General features: G+C 40.8%; 16 protein-coding genes. 9 read left to right on the plus strand and 7 right to left on the minus strand.

The genetic code is table 11. The annotated features are described in order from the left end of the window. Positions 1 to 178: 178 nt before the first annotated feature. From K0S23_RS04800 to rluF, 4 genes are all read left to right on the plus strand, one after another. Positions 179 to 1690 (plus strand): T9SS type A sorting domain-containing protein, encoded by a 1512-nt coding sequence (locus K0S23_RS04800; RefSeq protein ID WP_300355033.1) that lies wholly within the window; start codon positions 179 to 181, stop codon positions 1688 to 1690. Positions 1691 to 1850: 160 nt separating this feature from the next. Then, complete coding sequence (locus K0S23_RS04805; RefSeq protein ID WP_300355036.1) at positions 1851 to 3011, plus strand: glycoside hydrolase family 3 N-terminal domain-containing protein; 1161 nt, start codon at positions 1851 to 1853, stop codon at positions 3009 to 3011. 113 nt (positions 3012 to 3124) lie between these two features. After that, the gene (locus K0S23_RS04810; RefSeq protein WP_300355038.1) at positions 3125 to 3688 is read left to right on the plus strand and encodes a hypothetical protein; all 564 of its coding nucleotides are present in this window, start codon (positions 3125 to 3127) and stop codon (positions 3686 to 3688) included. Between the two features lie 84 nt (positions 3689 to 3772). Next, a complete protein-coding gene (rluF, locus tag K0S23_RS04815) occupies positions 3773 to 4672 on the plus strand; it encodes a 23S rRNA pseudouridine(2604) synthase RluF (protein WP_300355041.1) in 900 nt (299 codons plus the stop codon). A 116-nt stretch (positions 4673 to 4788) separates the two neighbouring features. Here rluF and K0S23_RS04820 read toward each other — a convergent pair whose 3' ends face one another. Continuing rightward, entirely contained in the window at positions 4789 to 6570 is a 1782-nt protein-coding gene (locus K0S23_RS04820) for a PDZ domain-containing protein (protein ID WP_300355043.1), read from the minus strand. Between the two features lie 124 nt (positions 6571 to 6694). Here K0S23_RS04820 and K0S23_RS04825 point away from each other — a divergent pair, with 124 nt between their 5' ends. Continuing rightward, positions 6695 to 8575, plus strand: a complete 1881-nt coding sequence (locus K0S23_RS04825; protein ID WP_300355046.1) for a SpoIIE family protein phosphatase — start codon at positions 6695 to 6697, stop codon at positions 8573 to 8575. 98 nt (positions 8576 to 8673) lie between these two features. On the opposite strand, the gene K0S23_RS04830 is transcribed toward K0S23_RS04825, so the two are convergent. Further along, on the minus strand, positions 8674 to 9357 hold the full coding sequence (locus K0S23_RS04830; RefSeq protein ID WP_300355049.1) for a transglutaminase family protein: 684 nt from the start codon (positions 9355 to 9357) through the stop codon (positions 8674 to 8676). 26 nt (positions 9358 to 9383) lie between these two features. On the opposite strand from K0S23_RS04830, the gene K0S23_RS04835 reads away from it, so the two are divergent. After that, complete coding sequence (locus tag K0S23_RS04835) at positions 9384 to 9986, plus strand: hypothetical protein (RefSeq protein ID WP_300355052.1); 603 nt, start codon at positions 9384 to 9386, stop codon at positions 9984 to 9986. Here the strand turns inward: K0S23_RS04835 and K0S23_RS04840 are convergent, their stop codons facing one another. The 3 genes from K0S23_RS04840 to pepT form a co-directional block, all read right to left on the minus strand. Further along, a complete protein-coding gene (locus K0S23_RS04840) occupies positions 9987 to 10520 on the minus strand; it encodes a shikimate kinase (RefSeq protein ID WP_300355054.1) in 534 nt (177 codons plus the stop codon). A gap of 7 nt (positions 10521 to 10527) precedes the next feature. Then, positions 10528 to 11715, minus strand: coding sequence for an aminotransferase class V-fold PLP-dependent enzyme (locus K0S23_RS04845; protein WP_300355057.1), 1188 nt, complete (start codon positions 11713 to 11715; stop codon positions 10528 to 10530). Positions 11716 to 11834: 119 nt separating this feature from the next. Beyond that, the gene (gene pepT, locus K0S23_RS04850) at positions 11835 to 13079 is read right to left on the minus strand and encodes a peptidase T (protein WP_300355060.1); all 1245 of its coding nucleotides are present in this window, start codon (positions 13077 to 13079) and stop codon (positions 11835 to 11837) included. 200 nt (positions 13080 to 13279) lie between these two features. On the opposite strand from pepT, the gene K0S23_RS04855 reads away from it, so the two are divergent. Beyond that, a complete protein-coding gene (locus K0S23_RS04855) occupies positions 13280 to 13900 on the plus strand; it encodes a hypothetical protein (protein WP_300355063.1) in 621 nt (206 codons plus the stop codon). A gap of 14 nt (positions 13901 to 13914) precedes the next feature. Here K0S23_RS04855 and K0S23_RS04860 read toward each other — a convergent pair whose 3' ends face one another. Continuing rightward, positions 13915 to 14610: a Crp/Fnr family transcriptional regulator gene (locus K0S23_RS04860; protein ID WP_300355065.1), complete on the minus strand. Its 696-nt coding sequence runs from the start codon at positions 14608 to 14610 to the stop codon at positions 13915 to 13917. Between the two features lie 115 nt (positions 14611 to 14725). Between K0S23_RS04860 and hemN the strand changes: the two genes are divergently transcribed. Together hemN and K0S23_RS04870 are read left to right on the plus strand one after the other, a co-directional pair. Then, positions 14726 to 16081, plus strand: coding sequence for an oxygen-independent coproporphyrinogen III oxidase (gene hemN / locus K0S23_RS04865; protein ID WP_300355068.1), 1356 nt, complete (start codon positions 14726 to 14728; stop codon positions 16079 to 16081). A gap of 13 nt (positions 16082 to 16094) precedes the next feature. Then, entirely contained in the window at positions 16095 to 18476 is a 2382-nt protein-coding gene (locus K0S23_RS04870) for a heavy metal translocating P-type ATPase metal-binding domain-containing protein (protein WP_300355071.1), read from the plus strand. Here the strand turns inward: K0S23_RS04870 and K0S23_RS04875 are convergent. Next, positions 18463 to 19566: a DEAD/DEAH box helicase gene (locus K0S23_RS04875; RefSeq protein ID WP_300355073.1), complete on the minus strand. Its 1104-nt coding sequence runs from the start codon at positions 19564 to 19566 to the stop codon at positions 18463 to 18465. The two genes, K0S23_RS04870 and K0S23_RS04875, sit on opposite strands and share 14 nt — an antisense overlap. Between the last annotated feature and the right edge of the window lie 114 nt (positions 19567 to 19680).

Raw genomic sequence — 19680 nt, forward strand, 5'->3', positions numbered from 1 at the left:
AAGTATTTACGGCATTTTCATAACCAGATAATCCCATACTTGAAATAGCTTTGTCTCATAACACACCATGTAATATGTGTATGTATGAAAAAGCTACCTTAACTCTTTTGAGGAATTGCTTAATGGCATGCCTCTAACAGAGCTGGGATCAATCGTTAAACTTAAAAACAAACACGTTATGAAAATCTCCTTTATTTTGCCGATTTTCCTGGCAGCATCCTCGCTATCTTATAGCCAGAATCACACTCCAATTGCTGTCACAGGATACAATTACGACGTCATCGCGGAAACCACTCCCGCTGTTGCAACAACCGACACTACCTTTGGTAGTGACAATTACGTGCTTTACAATCAGAATTATGGCACCCAACTTAACACCGGTACCGGATTACCCGATAACGGGCTAATTACTTCTGGAAGCAGTACTTACCAATTAGCTCCTTACACATCCAAAAACTGTATTTTGCTTTCTACCGGGCAAATGGACTCCCTCGAATTAACTACACCTGCATCTTATTCTTCACTTAGTTTTCTTGGCTTTTCAACGGAAGGAGACGGATCTATTTTAGGCATTATCGAATTCACAGATGGAACTGTATGGATCTTGCCACAACCTAACCCTACAGTTCCGAATTGGATGACCGGTTCCGGAGCTGTGATCAGCGGGTTTGACAGGACATACCGGCCGGGGGACCTGGCTAATCACAATACATCCGCACCACATTTATTCCGGATCGATGTGAACTTGTCCTGCACCGATCAAGCCAAACTTGTTCGAAGAGTGATGATCATCAACACCACAGCTTCTCCAACCAATAGAGTCGCATTTTTTGCCCTTTCGGGCACTCCGGTTGTAAGTTCCAGTAGTATTTTAAGTCACCAGGACCTGAACTGTAACGGAGACAATAGCGGTTCTATCCAGCTGACCCCTTCCGGATTGACGCCCTTCAGTTTCTCCTGGAATACCACTCCTCCGACAAACACACAAAACCTGAATTCCGTTGGAGCCGGAAACTATACCTGCATCATTACCGATGCCACAGGGTGTACGACACTGGTAAACCAGGTGCTTACGGAACCGGCGGCTATCGGATCCAGTCAAACGGCAGCAATTTGCAACGGAGAAAGCTTTACTGTTGGTTCATTTACTCACACCACTTCCGGAACATACAATGACACCTTGACTTCTTTTCTGGGATGTGACAGTGTTGTAACAACAGTTCTGACAGTAAACACGATCAATAACGCTGCCAGCATTTCGGGGCATCAGTTAAGCGCGACAGCAAACGGCGCTCAATATCAATGGTTGAATTGTAACGCCGGTTTTGCCATTATTTCCGGAGAAACCGGGCAGACATTCTCCCCGAATACCGATGGTTCTTATGCAGTAGCTGTTACGGTTAATAACTGTACGGATACATCTTCGTGTCTTATTTATTCAACTGCGGGACTGGAAGAAACTTTGAAAACAACTATTTCCGCTTCCCCCAATCCGGTAACGGACATCTTGAGAATCTCAGTTGATGGATCGATCTGGACAATTGAAGTATCGGATGTATTTGGAAAAGCCCAACGAGTAACCATTAGCGGAAAAGAAATTCAGATGAACACTTTACCTTCAGGAATTTACCTTGTGAACGTCACTCTGGAATCCGGAGAAAATAATGTATTACGAATTGTAAAACAATAAGATCAATCCCATAAGTATGCCGGTCTGATATAGCAGACCGGCTTTTTTGCTTCCTCCAAAATGGCGTAATTCACTCCTGAATTGTTTATAAGTGCCGATCCAAAAAGCAATCTTTACTAACTTTCGGCTTACATTTGCAGCAACTATGATAAAAGTAGAGATGAAACATTGGATCACAATTTGCGCTTGTTCTGCACTATTACTGCAGGCTTGCGGACAAAATGCTGAAGGTACTAAAACAGAAACTCAAAAAGAAGAGCGGAAGGTTCCGCAACTTCCCGAAATAAAACATACGTTCAAGCTTACTGATTATCTGAGTGAGAATGCGGATTTGGACAAAGATGTGGAAGAACTGTTTAAAACCCTGGATGACACAGCCATTGTAGCGCAATTAATTATGCCTGCTGTAGGCCGACTTGGAAATACTCCAAACTCCATCAAAGCATTGATTGGAAAGCGTACAATTGGCGGAGTCTTAATGCTGAATGGAAGTAAAACGGAATTCACTTCCTGGATTAAGGAATTTAATGACTTGAATGGTAAAAATGGAAACCCGGGATTCTTATATAGTGCTGATGCTGAACCAAGTTTGTTTAACCGCAAAATTTCCGGTTCTTCACCGGTTAAGAAAGCAAATGAAATTACTTCTCTTGCAGAAGTGAATCAATGCGCTGACACCATTGCAGCAACATTAAAAGCAATTGGAATCAATTACAATTTTGCTCCGGTTGTTGATTTAGCGAAGAACGGAACGGTTGGCTACAGAGGATTCGCGAAAGTAGAGGCAAACAATATCCCATGGTCAAATGCTTTTATTGCCCGTATGCAGGAACATGGAATCATTGCTACAGCTAAGCATTTCCCCGGACATGGCTTAGTTTCCGGTGATACACATAAATCACTTCAGGCAATCGACGGTGAATTGAAAGAAGTACCGACCTACCCTAGCCTGATCGAAAAAGGGGTTTTGAGTATTATGATTGGTCACCTGGCAGTTGTAAATAATCCAAAGTACAATACAAACGGACTCCCGGCTACTTGTTCGAAAGTGATCATCACTGACCTATTGCGCAAAGAACTTGGTTTTAAAGGCTTGGTAGTTACTGACGCAATGAACATGGGAGGAGTTACCGCAGTAAAAGGAAATAGTGTGAAAGCGATTGAAGCAGGTGTTGATATTTTATTGATGCCTTTGGATTGTATGAAGTCTCATGGTGAAATCCTGACGAAATACCGTTCTGATGCCAATTTTAAAGCACTTGTTGATGCTGCAGCAAAACGTGTACTTCGCATGAAGTTATGTGCCGGAGCAATAAAATAGAATTATCGTTTTTTACTTTTGTGGCCGATTTTGAACAGAGTCGGCCTTTTTTTTGTTCATTTTTTCAATTTTGATATTACTTTTACTGTGCTACAAAAACTTGAAAAACTTAAATGAAAACGATAACTACCCTTATTGCTTTAATGGCTTTCCAAACCATCTATGGGCAAATCTTACATCAAACAATCCGCGAAGATAAAACACATGAGTATTGGTTTTCATTGGATCAGTATCAGAAACCATTGAATTATGCAATTGAAATCGCTCATTTGGGTGGAAATATCAATCGTTTAGCCGGAAAGATAACCGGCAACAAGAAAAATGGTGTAATTATCATTTCAGATACAAAAAACAATCTATTGTTTAAAAAGGATCTTGGTTCCGATCTAAGTTTCGAGTTTGCCACAGATCAAAAAGAGATCCTAATAGAATTTACTGTAGATGGATTTGTAACGTATTCAAAAAAAGTCAATGCCGAAACACTTTCTGTTTTGGTGCTTAAGTTACAACCTGAGTCGCAGGATGAAGTTTACCAAATCAATTCTCAAAAAGAATTAGCATCCACAGAATTAGATACGATCATGCAATGCGTAAATAATTGCATACAATATACTTCAAATCAGGACATCACTGCTTGCGAAAAAAAAGGTGAGATTACAATTAGTGTTCAGCTTTAAATAAGCTAAATAGTACGAATCAAATATAGAGATCGGATAGAATAAACTAACTTCGCATTCTAATTTGTTTTTTAATAAAGTGTCATGCACGAATCGATCCGATTAAATAAATTCATCAGTGATAGCGGTTATTGCTCACGAAGAGAGGCCGATAAATACATTGAGCAAGGGTCGGTGTTCATTAACGGTGCGCGTGCAAAGATCGGTACACAGGTTTTCCCTCGCGATACGGTGGTTGTTAACGGTCATACAATCCAACGGAAAGATGAGGAAGACGATTTGTACATTGCTTTGAATAAACCCAAAGGGATTACCTGTACGACAGAAAAGGGGGTTGAAGACAATATAGTAGATTATATCGGTCATCCGAGACGTATTTTCCCCATCGGGAGATTGGACAAAGATTCACAAGGATTGATCTTCCTAACCAGTAATGGCGATATCGTGAACAAGATTCTGCGCGCCGGAAACCAGCATCAGAAAGAATACATAGTTACGGTTGACAAGCCCATTTCACCGGATTTTGCGGAACGAATGGCTGCCGGAGTTCCCATCTTGGGTGTTGTAACCAAAAAATGTGTTGTTGAACAGATTTCTACCAATGTTTTCAAGATCATATTAGTTCAGGGACTGAATCGTCAGATTCGTAGAATGTGTGAGTATTTCGGTTATAATGTGACCAAACTGGAACGGACACGCATCATGAATATTGAACTCAAAGGAATTCCATTGGGTGAATGGCGCGAATTGACAGATTCGGAAATGCGGATCATGAACGAATTACTGAAAGATTCTTCGGGTGAAGCTGACAAAACTCACAACAAACCAAATCCTCCTAAGAAAAAGGCGCCAGCTCAACAGCAAAAAACCGGACAGCAAAAATCTTCCCGTACTTTTGGGAACAAACCTGGAGGAACTGGCAGAACTGGAGGAAAAACCGGCAATTTCAAAGGAAAAAAATCAACTCCGAGAGGAAGAAAGTAATGCTTCATATTCTTCTCTTGTCTCCGCATAGCAGCATCATAGTTCTGAATAAACGGTTTAAAAACGAAAAACGGGACCATCTCTCGAAAGTCCCGTCTACTATTTTATCACAGTTATCAGTTCGTAGTTCTCAGCCAATAATCCAACTTGTTTTTTGCTGATCCATTTGGTTCCAATTTAAACGATGGTCTTTCATACAAAGTCATCTGAACTGTAAGTTCCATTAAAACATCATCTCTTGCAATCAATAATTTACAGGTTTCTCCTTCTCCCAAACTTCCTACATAACTTTCAACTGCACTATTATCCACACGCATTCCGTCCGCTGCAATAATCTCGTCTCCCACGCTCAAACCTGCAGTTTCTGCAGCACTTCCGGCCCGGATTCCTTTAACAATACAGCTACCACCTTCCTGGGAAAGTGATGCCCCGAAAGAAGTAGTTGCTTTTCCTGTATAAATCACATCAATTCCGATCTTCCCAAACACCTCCTTGTAGTTCGGAACTTCGGTACCATTTACATACTTGTCAAAGAAATAATCCATATCCTGCCCCAGGAATTTCTCCAAAGCATCCTGGAATTCTGTTTCAGTAAATCCGCGATTCTTCTTGATATAGAATTCGTCATACAAGTATTGCATGAAGTGATCCAAACATTTTGAACCATTGAATTTATCAATAATTACTGCGTCGAGGTAAGCACCGAGAATTGCACCCCTGGAATAGTAAGTCATTGTCGTATTTGCACTGTTCTCATTCGGACGATATCCTTTGATCCAGGCGTCATAGCTTGAATGAGCAACCGGTTGAACACGTGTACCAACTGAGCCCTCAACATAATTTAAAGTTCCCTGCAATTTTCTTAAATACTCTTCTTTGGTCAAATACCCTGCTCTTACAAGTAATAATTCGTCGTAATAGGAGGTAAAACCTTCCATTACCCAAAGCAGGGATGTATAGTTTTCCTCGTCATAGTTGAATGGTCCCAATTGAATCGGACGAATGCGTTTTACATTCCATAAATGGAAATATTCGTGTGCAACCAGGGATAAAAAGTCTTTATATCCACTTCCGTATGTCCATCGGTTTACGCTCAGCACACATGAATTTGCATGTTCCAAACCTCCTTGCCCGTTCACTACATTGTGAATAATGAAGGTGTAATTTTTATTGGGGTTCTTCCCTGCAAAAACTTCATTTTCTGATTTGACAATACGAGCCATATCTACTTTCAGCTCATCAACATCGTAATTCCCAGAACCATAAATGGCTACTTTGTGTTTTGTTTCACCAACCGTAAAGTCAAAAACTTCCTGGTTTCCAATCTCAAACGGGGAATCAACCAGGACATCGTAATTAGGAAACTGGAAAGTTTCGGCTCCTTCACCCGACTTTTGTTCGCTTGCTTTTTCCAATGGAGTTGTTATTACCTTAAAATCAGTATAAGGATAAACAGTTACCGTACCCGCTTTGTCTTTATGACCATCCAAATAACAAAAGATTCCCGAACTGGATGCAAATCCATGAGTTAAATCAAGGAAGCTGGTTCTAACTGACAATTCAAATGCATATACTTCATACTGTACGCGTACCTTTTTTGCCTTTCCTGTAGTAACTTTCCATGCATTTTTCGAAGTTTTCCCAACCTTCAGCACCTCTCCTTTTTCATTATAAGCACGGACCAAATTGACATTTTTAGAAAACTCTCTAACTAAATAAGAACCCGGAGCCCAAACAGGCATTTTAACAGTCAAATCTCCTGCTTTGAATTCGGAAATCTCCATTTCCACCTCAAAATAATGATTTTGCGGCTTGGTCATCCGCAATGCATAGTGAATTTTTTGTGCATTGATAATGCCCGCCAGTCCAAGTGATAATAAAAGTAATACTGCTTTCATTGCTCCGATTTAATTTGGTCAAATATACTTCTTTCAAAAGAAATTCATCATTTTCTAATCCCAGTTAACAGCAATTTGACATGCGATTCACATTGTAGCAAAAGGAAGACCTGAATTTTGCAGTATGAAAAAATCGTTGGTGGTAGTCCTTGGAGGATTTGGTCTCGTGTTATTAATATTTGCCTCAATGTCCTGGTATTTTAACAGGAAAATGCACGAGAAACAAGCTTTACTTCTCAAGCTGGATAATTTATCTACACAAATACAGGATCACAAAGACTGGATGGAACATCTTACAAATCAGCGGTTCCTGTATGATTCAATTGCCAAAATGGAATATGAATACCGAAGGAAAAACAGTTTCACCCATGAGTTAATCCGACAGGAAGTCAGCAATGTCTTTTTCTTCGATAAAAAGGTTGAAAGGGATTTCCTGAGCACCCTAGATGATTTGTTGCTTACAGAAGACCGTATTCTAAATGACCTTGCAAAAATCGGATTTAAGGAATTCGGATACATCGGGAAAATGCGGGAAGTGATTCATCATATTGAAGAGGAATTCCCCCAGTTTGATCAGCAAATTCTAAGTTTACGCAGACATGAAAAGGACTATATTATGCGGAACGATGAAAATTACGCCCTATCACTTCACCAGGAAATTGCTGATTGGCAGGCCCGTGGAAATTGTCCTTCGGAACTGACTCAATACCTTCAGTACTTTGATTCGGTTAGAAACCGCATGCAACTGCTATTTGCAATACCGAACCGCAATCATTATTCAAGCTGGTCACTGAATATATCCAACATTCAATCCAATCTGCGTCGTTTCAGAGGTGAATTCATCCGGGAGTCATACGCCTTATCAAATGATTCATTGAGCATGCAGTATATCATTTCAGGAATCGCTTTTTTAGCACTAATCCTTGGCAGTGTCTATATTGTGCGGAATATTACTATCCAGGTAAGCAGGCTCCAGCGCAGTATGAATGAATTCATCTCTTCCAATTACCAGGCATATGAAAGTATTTCACATCAACTCCCTAAAAACGAAATCGGACAAATCAGCATTCAGTTCCTGAAAATGGCACGAAAGATCAAGTGGGATGTACACTTACTGGAAGACCGGGTAATGAGAAGAACAACTGCCTTGCACGAGAAGAATATTCAGCTGGAAAAACAACATTCCGAAATGATGGATAGCCTGCGTTATGCACAAAAATTACAGGAATCCTTATTAGTATCGCGGAAACAATTGACCCAGCATTTCGAACAGGTACATGTGCATTATACACCTAAAAACCTGGTTGGAGGAGATTTCTACTGGATGAAAAGTTTCCGGGAAAATGGCAGTGAAAAAATTCTTTTCGCATTAGCGGATTGTACCGGACATGGCGTTCCCGGTGCTTTACTCAGTGTTTTAGGAATGAACACCTTAGATGAACTGTTCGCCGACGGTATTCGTAAACCGAATGAATTGCTCGACTCCCTGCGCAAAACCATTCTTCGGAGAATCAGTTCGGAAGAAGAACAACGAATGGACGGTATGGACATCGCTATTTTTTGCATGGACAAACGAAGTCGTGAATTACACTTTTCCGGGGCTCAAATGCCGCTCTGGATCGTCAGAAACTCAGAAGTAATCGAATTAAACGGGGAACGTGTTCCAATTGGTTTTACCTATATGAATCACCTGGAATTCAAATCACAGCATCTGATCCTGGAAGAAGAGGACAAACTGGTTGTTTTCACAGACGGGATGGTCGACCAGTTCGGAATGGAATCCAATAAGAAATTCGGAAAAAAACAATTGAGGTTTATCTTGTCGCGCGCTTCTGATCAAAATGGAAGTGTACTGTACAATCGTTTAATGAATCAATTCTCCTTTTGGAAAGGAGAAGGAGAGCAAACAGATGACTGTACGTTTATGATCTTAGAACCGAAGTTTGTAAAGACGAGGAATGCGAAAAACGGTTCGGCACATGAAGTAGCTGTTGTAGTTGATTAGTTATTTTTTCAGAAGTACAAAGAAACAAACAGGTGTAATCGTTTGATTATCAATCCTGTCCCAATATTGGGACATTGGGATTTTGGGAAATCCCAAAATCAGGAAATCAATCCGGATTCAAAATGAAACGAAAATGCCCTCGTATCAATCGGATCATCAAACAAATCCGGATAATAATGCTGCATTTCCCGGTGCATCAGCTCAAAAGGCACATCTCCGAACTCTCCGTAAAAATGTAAATACTCCATAAACTGAGTATCTTCAACATACGCTTGAAAAAGGGAATCTTCTCTTCCATTCCATTCCAATAAAGGAACCCCGCTTAATTTGCAGATCCTTGGATCAAATGCCGGGGTACATTTACTCCATTTTCCTTCTATCCAAACTTCCACATAACCATGAAAGACGATCTCTTCGCGTTTCAGATAAGTAACTAATTTCTCAACCCCAATGTGGTTTTTAACGATCCCAAAACCCAATCTGGCCGGAAAACCAAAAGCACGGAAACACGCACAAGCGAGAACAGCTTTCTCCACACACCAGGCGCGTTTTTTTGAAACGATCACACTTGCCTTTAAAAAATCCGGTCTTAAATCCAGGTGATAAGGATCATATAAAAATGAATCGCGGACTGTTTGATAAATTGAAACTGCTTGTTGAATGGAATCAGTATAAACCGGGATAGTTTGAATGAATTGCTGCACTTCCGCACTGGAATAATTCATCGACGGTGTTTCCATAAGAAATTCTTCCCATTTTCCTTCCTGATCTTGCACATTCATTCTGCGAAATTAGTTAAATTCGTTGAGTGACTGATTCAGATAAAAAACATTCATTCCGGGAAGAATTTGAAGCTCACCTGGAAAGCCCCATTCCTATTTTATCCAGGTTGCGTAATCTGATTTTTGGAAAAGAGTCCCCGGATACTTACACCCAAATAAGTTTTTACCTGGGAATTATTATTTGGACGATATTTTTAGTTTGGACAATTCTTGGTTACGTCGTCCTTACGAATACGGATTGGATAGAACAGGAAAAAGGATTAGACGTCCATTCGCTTATTGAACAAAGAGGCGAAATTCTCGGATTTGCGGGGACAGACTTCCAAAAGAATCTCATTACTTTCTATAACATTGCTCTGATCGCCTGGACCGGTATTTTCATTGGGTTGGTTCTGCAATGGCGAAAAAAGGTTTATTTCATTTATTTCATCTGGGCTGGCGGTAGCATCTATTTACTGTCTATGTGGTTTTTATTAGGTATTTCTTACTGGTATGATGATACCACGACCTTCGATAAGATTGCGTTCTTCCTTTTGATCGGACATTCCAGTCTTTACTATTACTTCCTGAATAAAGAATCACAGGGAGAAAAGACCAATTTCTTTGGGATAGAAGAAGACTTTGAATAACTAATCAATTAGTTTATTTAATTCTTTTACCAGCTTTTCAACTAGTTCATTAGGTGAGTTTCGTTCATTTGGCATAATTAACTTCGCTTGCTTGTAAAAGTGCACACGCTTACTCAATAAATCTTCCACAAAGGGATGGAATTCGGAATCACTCAAATCTCTTAATAAAGGTCGGTCCTGCTTTTCTTCTTTCAACCTCTTGATCAAAGTCAATAAGCTTGTATTCAAATAAATAACCAATCCTGATTCATGCATGAGTTCAAGAGCACCTTCAAGCATAGGAAATCCACCTCCTACCGCAACGACAGAAGGTTTTGAGGAACTTAATTGAGTGAGAAAAGTCATTTCCAATCTGCGGAAAGCTTCTTCTCCCTCGCCTGAAAAAATTTCATTAATGGTCTTTCCTGCTGTTTTCTCAATTTCTTTATCCGAATCTATAAACGGAAGATGCAATCGTTCAGCCAATAGTTTACCAACAGTTGATTTACCGCTTCCCATGAAGCCAATAAGGAAAATATGTTGTTGAATCTTCATTTAATACCTAATAAATTAGTTTCCGTTCTTTCAATTCAGCAAGTGCATTCTCAAGTTTAATCAAGTCCTTCTCCGAATTAAATGCATTAATCGAAAAACGAACATACGCCTGGCCATTTTGAACCATTACCGGGATCTCGATTTTGTATTCATTGTAAAGGACCTGTTTCAATTCGATCGGATTTTTACATTGAACAGGAACACTTCCCATCTGACCTATAAATTCATCATTTACCGGAGCCAGGGGCTCAGAACCAACCACATCGCACAATTTTGGAAGCCATTTTTGGACCAGGATTCTGCAATCTTCTGCAACTCCCCACCAATCATTCGATTTCATAAAGTCAATTGCTTTGGGAATAGTCAGGTAAGCAGAAAAATCACGCGTTCCATTAAACTGATGATAATCCAGAAATTGCGAATGACTAGGGAAATCTGCCTGGTATCCCCAACTCACGATCAAAGGATCTAATTGTTTTTGATGTTCCGGCTTGACATAAAGAAAGCTTGAGCCTTTCGGGGTCATCATCCATTTATGACAGGCACCTGTGTAAAAATCAGGACCCAAAGTTTCCAAATTCAATGGAATATGTCCCGGAACATGCGCACCATCAATAAAAACAAGTATCCCTCTTTGCTTCGCTTCTTCACAAATCTCTTTAACCGGCAAAATAAGCCCCGTGGCCGACGTTATTTGTGAAAGGAAAACCAATCTCGTCTTATCACTGAAACCTTTCCGGAAATCGTCTAAAAATGCTTCCTTAGATTTTATTGGTAATGAAATACTCTGTTTGATGTAAGAAGCCCCCTTTTCCGCACAGTAAAAATCCCAGGTTCGGTCACAAGCACCGTACTCGATATTTGTACCCAGGATCTCATCACCTGGCTGCAGATCCAATGAGCGTGCTACAATGTTTACCCCATAAGTAGGATTAGGAACATACACCAGGTCATCGGAATTACAAGTCAAATATTCCGCCAGGCGAATTCTGCTTTCTTTCAAATATTCCGGTCCCTTATTTAAGATGAACTGCACCGGTTCGTACTCCAACTCACGCTGAAATCGTTGGTATTCATCAAAAATTGGTTTCGGACAAGCACCAAAAGAACCAAAGTTCAAGAAAGAAATATCCTTGCGAAGCAAAAAGGCTTCCTTCAAATCATTGTACAAAATGTTTTCTGATTGATTTTCCATAGTTCAATTAATTGAAAGACTTAAGACCGAAGATTAAAGACATAAGACAGTATCTGGCTATAGTCTTCTAAATCTTAGTCTTCATCTTTTGAATTTTGCATTTTCAATTTTGAATTGAGTTAGTGTTTCTCCCAAATCTGCACAAGTTCTATCAGGGTATCCACGGCTTTTTGCATATCCTGAACGCTTACATACTCATGTTTGCTGTGAATTGCCATTTCGCCGGTGAAAATATTCGGACAAGGTAAGCCCATGAATGACATTCTTGAACCGTCTGTTCCGCCACGAATAATGGTTGGTTTAGGAGTAATTCCTGCATTTTTCATAGCCTCAATCGCATAATCCGTAACAAAAGGAACATCCTTGATGATCTCTTTCATATTCCGGTATTGCTCAGTGACTTTTGATGTATAAGTTGCCCCGGGAAATTGTGCAATAACTTCTTTCAAGATCCCTTCCAGGCGCGATTCGTATTCTGCCAGCTTTGCAGTTACATGGTCACGGATAATAAAGCTAAGCGTTACTTCTTCCAAACCACCGGAAATTGCTGTCGGGTGAACAAATCCTTCTCTGCCTTTAGTGCTTTCAGGCGACCATTCGTCTTTTGGCAATTTATCGATAAATGCACCTGCAACCTTCATTGCATGAACCATCTTACCTTTCGCATAACCCGGATGTGCACTTACTCCTGTGATCACAAAAGTCATGGCATCTGCCGAAAATGATTCGTCTTCTATAGCTCCAAGTTCACCGGAATCAAGCGTATACCCGAAATCTGCACCCAGTTTTTCCATGTCCAGCTGTTCTACTCCTCTTCCAACTTCTTCATCCGGGGTGAATAAGATTCTGATCTTTCCATGAGGAATATCCTTCTTTCTCATCAATTGCTCAGCAAGATCCATAATAATTGCAACTCCTGCTTTGTCATCGGCTCCCAACAATGTAAGACCCGAGGCAGTGATCAAATCATCACCGATCTTTTCCTTGAGGTAAGCATGCTTTTCAGTTGTAATAATTTGTGTCGGATCATCCGGAAGAGTAATGGGAGCCCCGGTATAATTGCGGTGTATGATCGGTTTTACATTTGTTCCCGAGCAATCCGGAGCAGTATCCATATGAGAGCAGAAACAAATCGTTGGAATATTTTCTTTGGCTGAAGTTGCCGGAATGGTTGCATATACGTATCCCCACTGATCTGCTTCCGCATCTTCGATTCCCAAAGCTTTCAACTCTTTTACCAGCAAACGAGAAAGGTCTTTCTGTTTTTCACTTGATGGAAAGGAAGGCGAATTGGGATCTGCTGTGGTATCAATTTGCACATAACGAACAAAGCGTTCCTCTACCGAATATGGGGCATTTTTCATCTGAATACAATTTTCTATAAAATTAGAAGTTTATCCATGGATCAATTAGTTTTGTTGAAAACTATACCCGATTCCAAACAGCTCAACATAGAAGAATAAATTAGCAATTCGCCAAATATTTTACCCAAAAAATTGAAATACAGGCTGATAATAATTACTTTCACTATTATTAGGTTATTCAATAACTGAAACCAAACACTATGAACACTTATTCCGGAAAGAAGGAAAACAAAAGCCAATTTATGGCTGACAAAGTTTCCAAAAATAAAAGCGTAAGAGAATCAACATTCCAATTTGTTGATAACCGGCCTGAAGCTATTGTCCAGCGTAAATTACAAGAGAGTATAAATCATACTGCTCAAGTTGCCCAACTGGTAGATTCTGATGATGAAGAAGACGATGATGAAGAAAACAAAGAATTGACCCAGGAAGAATTGGCTGACTGGTCGACATATGATGCTAAAGACTGTGCCTGGATGAATGCCACACAGAAAGAACAACTTGGAAAATATAAGGCTGAAAGAGCCGCTGCTGCAAAAAGGCAAGCAGATACCACTGCAGCATTAGCTTCAATTGAAGAAGGAATGGGTTACAAATCATGGACTTATTCTGGTATTAAATATCACGTTAACATGAAATTGGGAACTTATCATATCACGGAAGAGGGCGCGCAAAAAATTCATTATTTCTTTCAAGGATCAGGAGATACAATTTCTGATAAACAACCCACTGCAAAAGAAAGAGGTCAGCACGGAACTGTTTTTTCCAGACTTCCCAAAGATGTTCAAACTTTTATTAAAGAAAACTGGGCAAGACTATAGTAAAAATAAAATTATTAGCGATGTCCGCCCGCAAGCTGAATCAGCTCTTCTCTTTTGAGAATAAAGATCTTACGGGTTTGCGTATCAATGAAACCTTCTTCTTTCATATCCTTCAACAAACGAATCAGGGTTTCGGTTGCGGTTCCGACAAAATTAGCCAGGTCCTCGCGTGATAAATTAATCGGTTCATCACCGTAAATGTCCGCTAAGATCATTAAGGAATAAGCAAGTCGTTCGCGAACTGTTTTTTGAGCCAGGTTGGTGATAAAAATAGCCCGTTCACCTAATTCTTTTGATAATTCCTGGATCAGTGAATTTCTTAGGCTTGCATTCGTATCCATCATGTTCAGGAAATCATCTTTTGAGACGAAACATACATTGGAATCCTCCAAGGTTGAAGCCGACAACTTGTATTGTTCACCGCTTAGCATCGCTCTGAAACCAATAACTTCTCCGGCTTTTGCAATATGAACGATTTGTTCTTTTCCTTCATCACCCAAAGCATAAACCTTTACCTTACCGTGATTGATACAGAAAACTCCCCTGGGAAAACTTCCCTCTACGAAAATGGTTTGATTCTTTTTGTAAAACTGACACGATTTGTGGTGATTCAGTTCACTCACCTCATCCGGGGTGAAATGTGCAAACAAACTATTGGTTCTGACAGCGCAAGACTCACAACTCACATGTTTATGCGATTTTTCTACCATAGCTTGTTATCGTGCACTAATTTTCCACAAAGGTAGCTAAAATACTGAATGCAGAAAAGCTGACGCACATCATTTTTTGCAGCGGGCATCGTACTTAGTTTTGCAAAAAAAAGTCATGGCAAAACCAGATCTTATTGCAAAGTACAATGTCCCTGGTCCAAGATATACCTCCTATCCAACGGTGCCATATTGGAATATAACCCAATGGGAAACAGCTAAATGGTGTGAGCTTATCAACACTTCACAGCAAAATGATCCGTCTAAACACCTGGCTATCTATATTCATCTTCCCTATTGCGACTCGCTTTGCACCTTTTGCGGTTGTCACAAACACATTACCACGAATCATGATGTAGAGAGCAGGTACATCGATGCGGTTTTGAAAGAATGGCAGATGCTCGCTTCCTCACTCGATAAAGATTCCCAAATTCACGAACTTCATTTAGGCGGCGGAACTCCCACCTTCTTTGATCCGAAAGAATTGAAACGATTAATAGAAGGGATCAAACTTATTTTCCCTTTTACAACAAACGCTGAGCTCAGTTTTGAAGCACATCCGAATTCCACGAGCCGGGAGCATTTGCAGGTGCTGTACGAACAAGGATTCCGCAGGGTTAGTTTCGGAATCCAGGATTATGATCCGCTTGTTCAGCAAGCCATCCATCGCATCCAAACATATGAGCAGGTAAAAACCTGTCATGAGTCGGCAAAAAACCACGGATTCAATGAGATTTCACATGATTTGGTCTATGGTCTGCCTAAACAAACCATTTCCGGATTTAACGAGACCATTTTAAAAACCCTGGAACTGAAACCTCAGCGGATTTCTCTCTATTCCTATGCGCATGTACCCTGGATTAAAGGAACAGGACAACGCGGATATAACGAACAGGATCTTCCGGATGCAAATTTGAAACGGATGCTTTACGAAATGGCTAAGCAAACCTTCCTTGCAGATGGATACGTAGAAATCGGAATGGATCACTTTGCTCTTCCGAATGACTCATTAGCTCTGGCAGCAAAACAAAAAAGGCTGCACCGCAATTTTATGGGATATACCACCAACGCTTCCAGCTTGTTAATTGGGCTTGGAATGTCTGCTATTTCAGAATGTACCTTTGGTTTTGCACAAAACGAGAAAACAGTAGCGCGCTATCTTGAATTGGTAGAAAACGGGCAATTACCACTTACCAGGGGACACCATATGAATCAATCAGACCAGGAGATTCGCAAACACATACTGAACCTGATGTGCCGTTTTGAAACCGAACTTCCGGAAAAAACAGTCCTTAACCGTTTGGAACTGGAACTTCAATTGCATGAACTTATTTCCGACGGATTGGTGGAATGGGTTGAAAATACGATCCGTATTCTTCCTCAGGGAATTCCGTTTGTCCGGAACTGTTGCATGGCATTCGATGCCTATTTGAAGGATCAGATCCCGGTGAAACAATTCAGTATGACCATATAGAGAACCAGAAAACGTGCTTACAGAAAAACAAATAGAAAATACGAATTGTTATCATTGCCATGATGCTTTGCCGGCTAATGTTCTTTATGCAGATGAACATGCTTTTTGCTGCAACGGATGTAAACAGGTCTATCTCTTACTTTCTGCAAACGAGCTCGGAGCCTATTATGAACAAGATGCAAATGCCGGAATTCGTCCGAATAACACCGCTAAAGAAACCTTTTCCGTACTGGATGATTTGGAATTACGAAAAAAATACATTGATTTCCAGGAAGGAGACAGTGTTAGGCTGACCCTACATTTACCCCAAATACATTGCGCAAGCTGCATTTTCTTATTGGAACATTTACATCGCCTGCACGAGGGAATCATTCGCTCTACAGTTCATTTCCCCAAGAAAACCGCAACGATTACCGTAAACACCGGGCTGATCAAACTTTCCGAACTGGCAGTACTTCTAACCAAAACAGGTTATGAACCCGATTTCAAATCAATTGACAAATCTTCCTCCACTTTCGACAAACGTCTGCTGCTGCAATTGGGAATAGCAGGTTTTGCTTTCGGAAGTATTATGCTCTGGAGTTTTCCGGAATACTTAGGAATTGATCACAGTTATTCCGGGATTCGCAATCTGAGTTCTTATTTGTCTTTTGCCGTCTCAATCCCGGTATTGCTGTTCTCAGCAAGGGATTATTTTAAATCAGCAATCGCAGGGATTCGTCTGCGTAGCCTGAACCTGGATATCCCAATAGCAATCGGGATCCTTGCATTATATATACGAAGTTGTGTTGCAATTTTCAGCCAGGAAGGACCCGGTTATATGGATTCGTTTGCAGCATTTATTTTCTTTCTTTTAATTGGTAAATGGTTCCAGGGAAAAACCTATCAATGGCTGTCTTTTGAGCGGGATTTCAGGTCTTACTTCCCGGTAGCCGTAATCAAAAGAACAAACAAGTCCACATCACTGTGTCCGATCGATGAATTACAGATCGGCGATGAAATTTTTATACGGAACGAGGAAATCATTCCATGCGATTGTATTTTACTTAGCGAAAAAGCCACTGTTGATTATAGTTTTGTAAGCGGTGAGGCAGATTGGATCGAAAAAAAGAAAGGTGATTTACTTTATGCCGGGGGCAAGAACTTCGGAGAAAGTATTCAGCTGGCCGTATCCAAAACTACCGAACGGAGTATTTTAACTCAACTTTGGAATGAGCACCATAACAAACGAACAGAGCTCGCTTTTCAAACACGCCAGGACCGCATCTCGAAATATTTTATTGCAGCAGTACTCATTCTTGCAATTGTTTCTTCAGTGGTTTGGTTGTGGATCGATCCGGTACAGATTCCTGAAATTGTTACTGCTATTCTGATCGTTGCCTGTCCTTGCGCCCTGGCTTTATCCGTTCCCTTTGTTTATGGAAACATGCTACGCGTACTGGGAAAAAACGGTTTCTATCTCCGGAATACAGCAATCATTGAGCGCATACAGCAATGCAATTACGTGGTTTTTGATAAAACCGGGACTTTGACCGAACAAGATCACAAACAAATCCGGTACGAAGGAAGGGGGCTCACCGAGTTTGAAAAACTTAGTCTTTTTCAGATGACAAAACATGCTGTTCACCCTTATGCAAGGGGAATTCACGAGATGCTTTCGCTTTCGGTGACCGATCCCGGACAAGATAGTATGGCTATTGAAATCCCTGGAAAAGGGATATCACTTGGTTTATTCCAGCTTGGTTCAGCTGAGTTTATCGGGCTGGAAAACTTACACACTGACGAATCAGTGGTGTACTTTGCTGGCGAAGGAAAACTGCTGGGAACCTTTACCTTTCAATCCAAATTACGGACTCAGTTAAAAGAACTGGTTCAACATTTAGCTCCAGATTACAAACTGGCAGTTGTTTCCGGTGATAAGTCCAAAGACCTGGATTTGCTCCGGGATATTTTCCCTCCCGGAACCAGTTTTCATTTTGAACAGCAGCCTCTTCAGAAAAAGGAATTTATACGTGATCTGCAGGCAAAAGGAAACTACGCCCTTATGATCGGTGACGGCTTAAATGATGCCGGAGCTTTGAATGAAGCATTCGTGGGAATTGCACTTTCAGAAGACCTGGTCCGTTTCACACCCGCTTCGGACGCTATTTTGAAAGCAGACAACCTGAAAAAACTGGCAGACTATTTTAAATTCATCCGGGATGGGAAAAATTTTCTCCGGATTTGCTTTGCCTTCTCACTCTGCTATAACCTCACCGGAATCGGATTTGCAGTCAGCGGGCAGCTAACTCCTTTTGTAGCAACAATCCTGATGCCGCTAAGCTCCATAACCGTAGTATCTTTAGCAAGCTTTCTGACAATCCGGAAAAAATTCGATTCCGTTAAAGCTGGATAAAGTCCACGTTCAACAATTCCTGGATGTAACGCAGCTTTTTGCGTTCCACAGGTTCTATAAGACTAAGGGAAATACCTCTTTTACCCGCTCTTGCAGTTCTTCCGCTTCGATGTGTGTAATAATCCGGATCATCCGGCAATTGATAGTGAACGACAAAAGCCAGATCAGGAAAATCCATTCCGCGTGCGGCAATATCCGATGCCACCAGGTATTGGGTTTTTTCCTGTAAAAACATGCGCATAGCTTTCTCGCGTTCCTTGGGAAACATTTCACCGTAAATTTCGGTAACCTTTAATTCATGGGTCCTAAGAAAACGGGCAATGTGTTCTACATCACCTTTAGTACGGCAGAAAACAATCCCTCTTCCCTTTTTCATTGTGCTAAGGAATTCAAGCAGCATCATGGGTTTGTCTTCCTTCTGACATTCCAGATACTGATGCTCGATCCGAGGATTCATCACTTTTTTTGTTGCAATAATAGCCTGCGGGGCATCCGCGTGCAATGTATTCTTGATCCATTTCGTCAATTCGCCATGAATAGTTGCAGAAAAGAGCCATTTCTTGTGAAAGTCGTTCGTCATGCCAAGGATCTTGTCAATTTCTTTCATAAATCCTTTTGCATACAACTCATCCGCTTCATCAAGAACAATTGTTTTGACCCGATGAAGTGACACAGCCTTCATACGCACCAATTCGAGTAATCTTCCCGGAGTGGCAACCAAAACATGCGTCGGACGCTTTAAGTTCCGGGCTTGTTCCTCAATATCATCCCCCTTTACAATCGACTGAATAAAGAATTTATCCAGGTTTTTGGAAAGCTTGAACAGGGTTTTAGTTGTTTGGATAACCAATTCACGTGTGGGAACCAGGACAACAGCCTGAACATCTTTGTCCTTGGCATCAATCCGCTGCAAAAGCGGAACACCGTAAGCAATTGTTTTTCCGGAACCCGTATGCGCTTGTCCCACATAATCCTGGTGCTTTTCAATCAGGTATTTCCAGGTATGCTCCTGAATCGGTGTTGGAGTCGTAAACCCCAGTTCTTCTAACCGACTTAAGAGCTTTGGATTGATGGGCAAATTTGTCTTCATATTACAAAGGTAATCAGAAGGATTGAAACCATCCGTTTACTTCGTTATCCATCCTATTTATTTCCGTATCCGGGGCTTCGGCAAAACATGATATAAATCAGCTTTTCTTATTAC

Origin of the sequence: Fluviicola sp., assembly GCF_029266855.1 — a bacterium.
In the GTDB taxonomy this organism is placed as follows: Bacteria; Bacteroidota; Bacteroidia; order Flavobacteriales_D; family Crocinitomicaceae; genus Fluviicola.

Bases quoted from the DNA above. Each gene is read 5' to 3' on its own strand.
- K0S23_RS04855 (WP_300355063.1), top strand. From the start codon at position 13,280: ATGAACACTTATTCCGGAAAGAAGGAAAACAAAAGCCAATTTATGGCT.
- K0S23_RS04805 (WP_300355036.1), top strand. From the start codon at position 1,851: ATGAAACATTGGATCACAATTTGCGCTTGTTCTGCACTATTACTGCAG.
- K0S23_RS04875 (WP_300355073.1), bottom strand. From the start codon at position 19,566: ATGAAGACAAATTTGCCCATCAATCCAAAGCTCTTAAGTCGGTTAGAA.
- hemN (WP_300355068.1), top strand. From the start codon at position 14,726: ATGGCAAAACCAGATCTTATTGCAAAGTACAATGTCCCTGGTCCAAGA.
- rluF (WP_300355041.1), top strand. From the start codon at position 3,773: ATGCACGAATCGATCCGATTAAATAAATTCATCAGTGATAGCGGTTAT.
- K0S23_RS04820 (WP_300355043.1), bottom strand. From the start codon at position 6,570: ATGAAAGCAGTATTACTTTTATTATCACTTGGACTGGCGGGCATTATC.
- K0S23_RS04825 (WP_300355046.1), top strand. From the start codon at position 6,695: ATGAAAAAATCGTTGGTGGTAGTCCTTGGAGGATTTGGTCTCGTGTTA.
- pepT (WP_300355060.1), bottom strand. From the start codon at position 13,079: ATGAAAAATGCCCCATATTCGGTAGAGGAACGCTTTGTTCGTTATGTG.
- K0S23_RS04830 (WP_300355049.1), bottom strand. From the start codon at position 9,357: ATGAATGTGCAAGATCAGGAAGGAAAATGGGAAGAATTTCTTATGGAA.
- K0S23_RS04860 (WP_300355065.1), bottom strand. From the start codon at position 14,610: ATGGTAGAAAAATCGCATAAACATGTGAGTTGTGAGTCTTGCGCTGTC.
- K0S23_RS04810 (WP_300355038.1), top strand. From the start codon at position 3,125: ATGAAAACGATAACTACCCTTATTGCTTTAATGGCTTTCCAAACCATC.
- K0S23_RS04800 (WP_300355033.1), top strand. From the start codon at position 179: ATGAAAATCTCCTTTATTTTGCCGATTTTCCTGGCAGCATCCTCGCTA.
- K0S23_RS04840 (WP_300355054.1), bottom strand. From the start codon at position 10,520: ATGAAGATTCAACAACATATTTTCCTTATTGGCTTCATGGGAAGCGGT.
- K0S23_RS04845 (WP_300355057.1), bottom strand. From the start codon at position 11,715: ATGGAAAATCAATCAGAAAACATTTTGTACAATGATTTGAAGGAAGCC.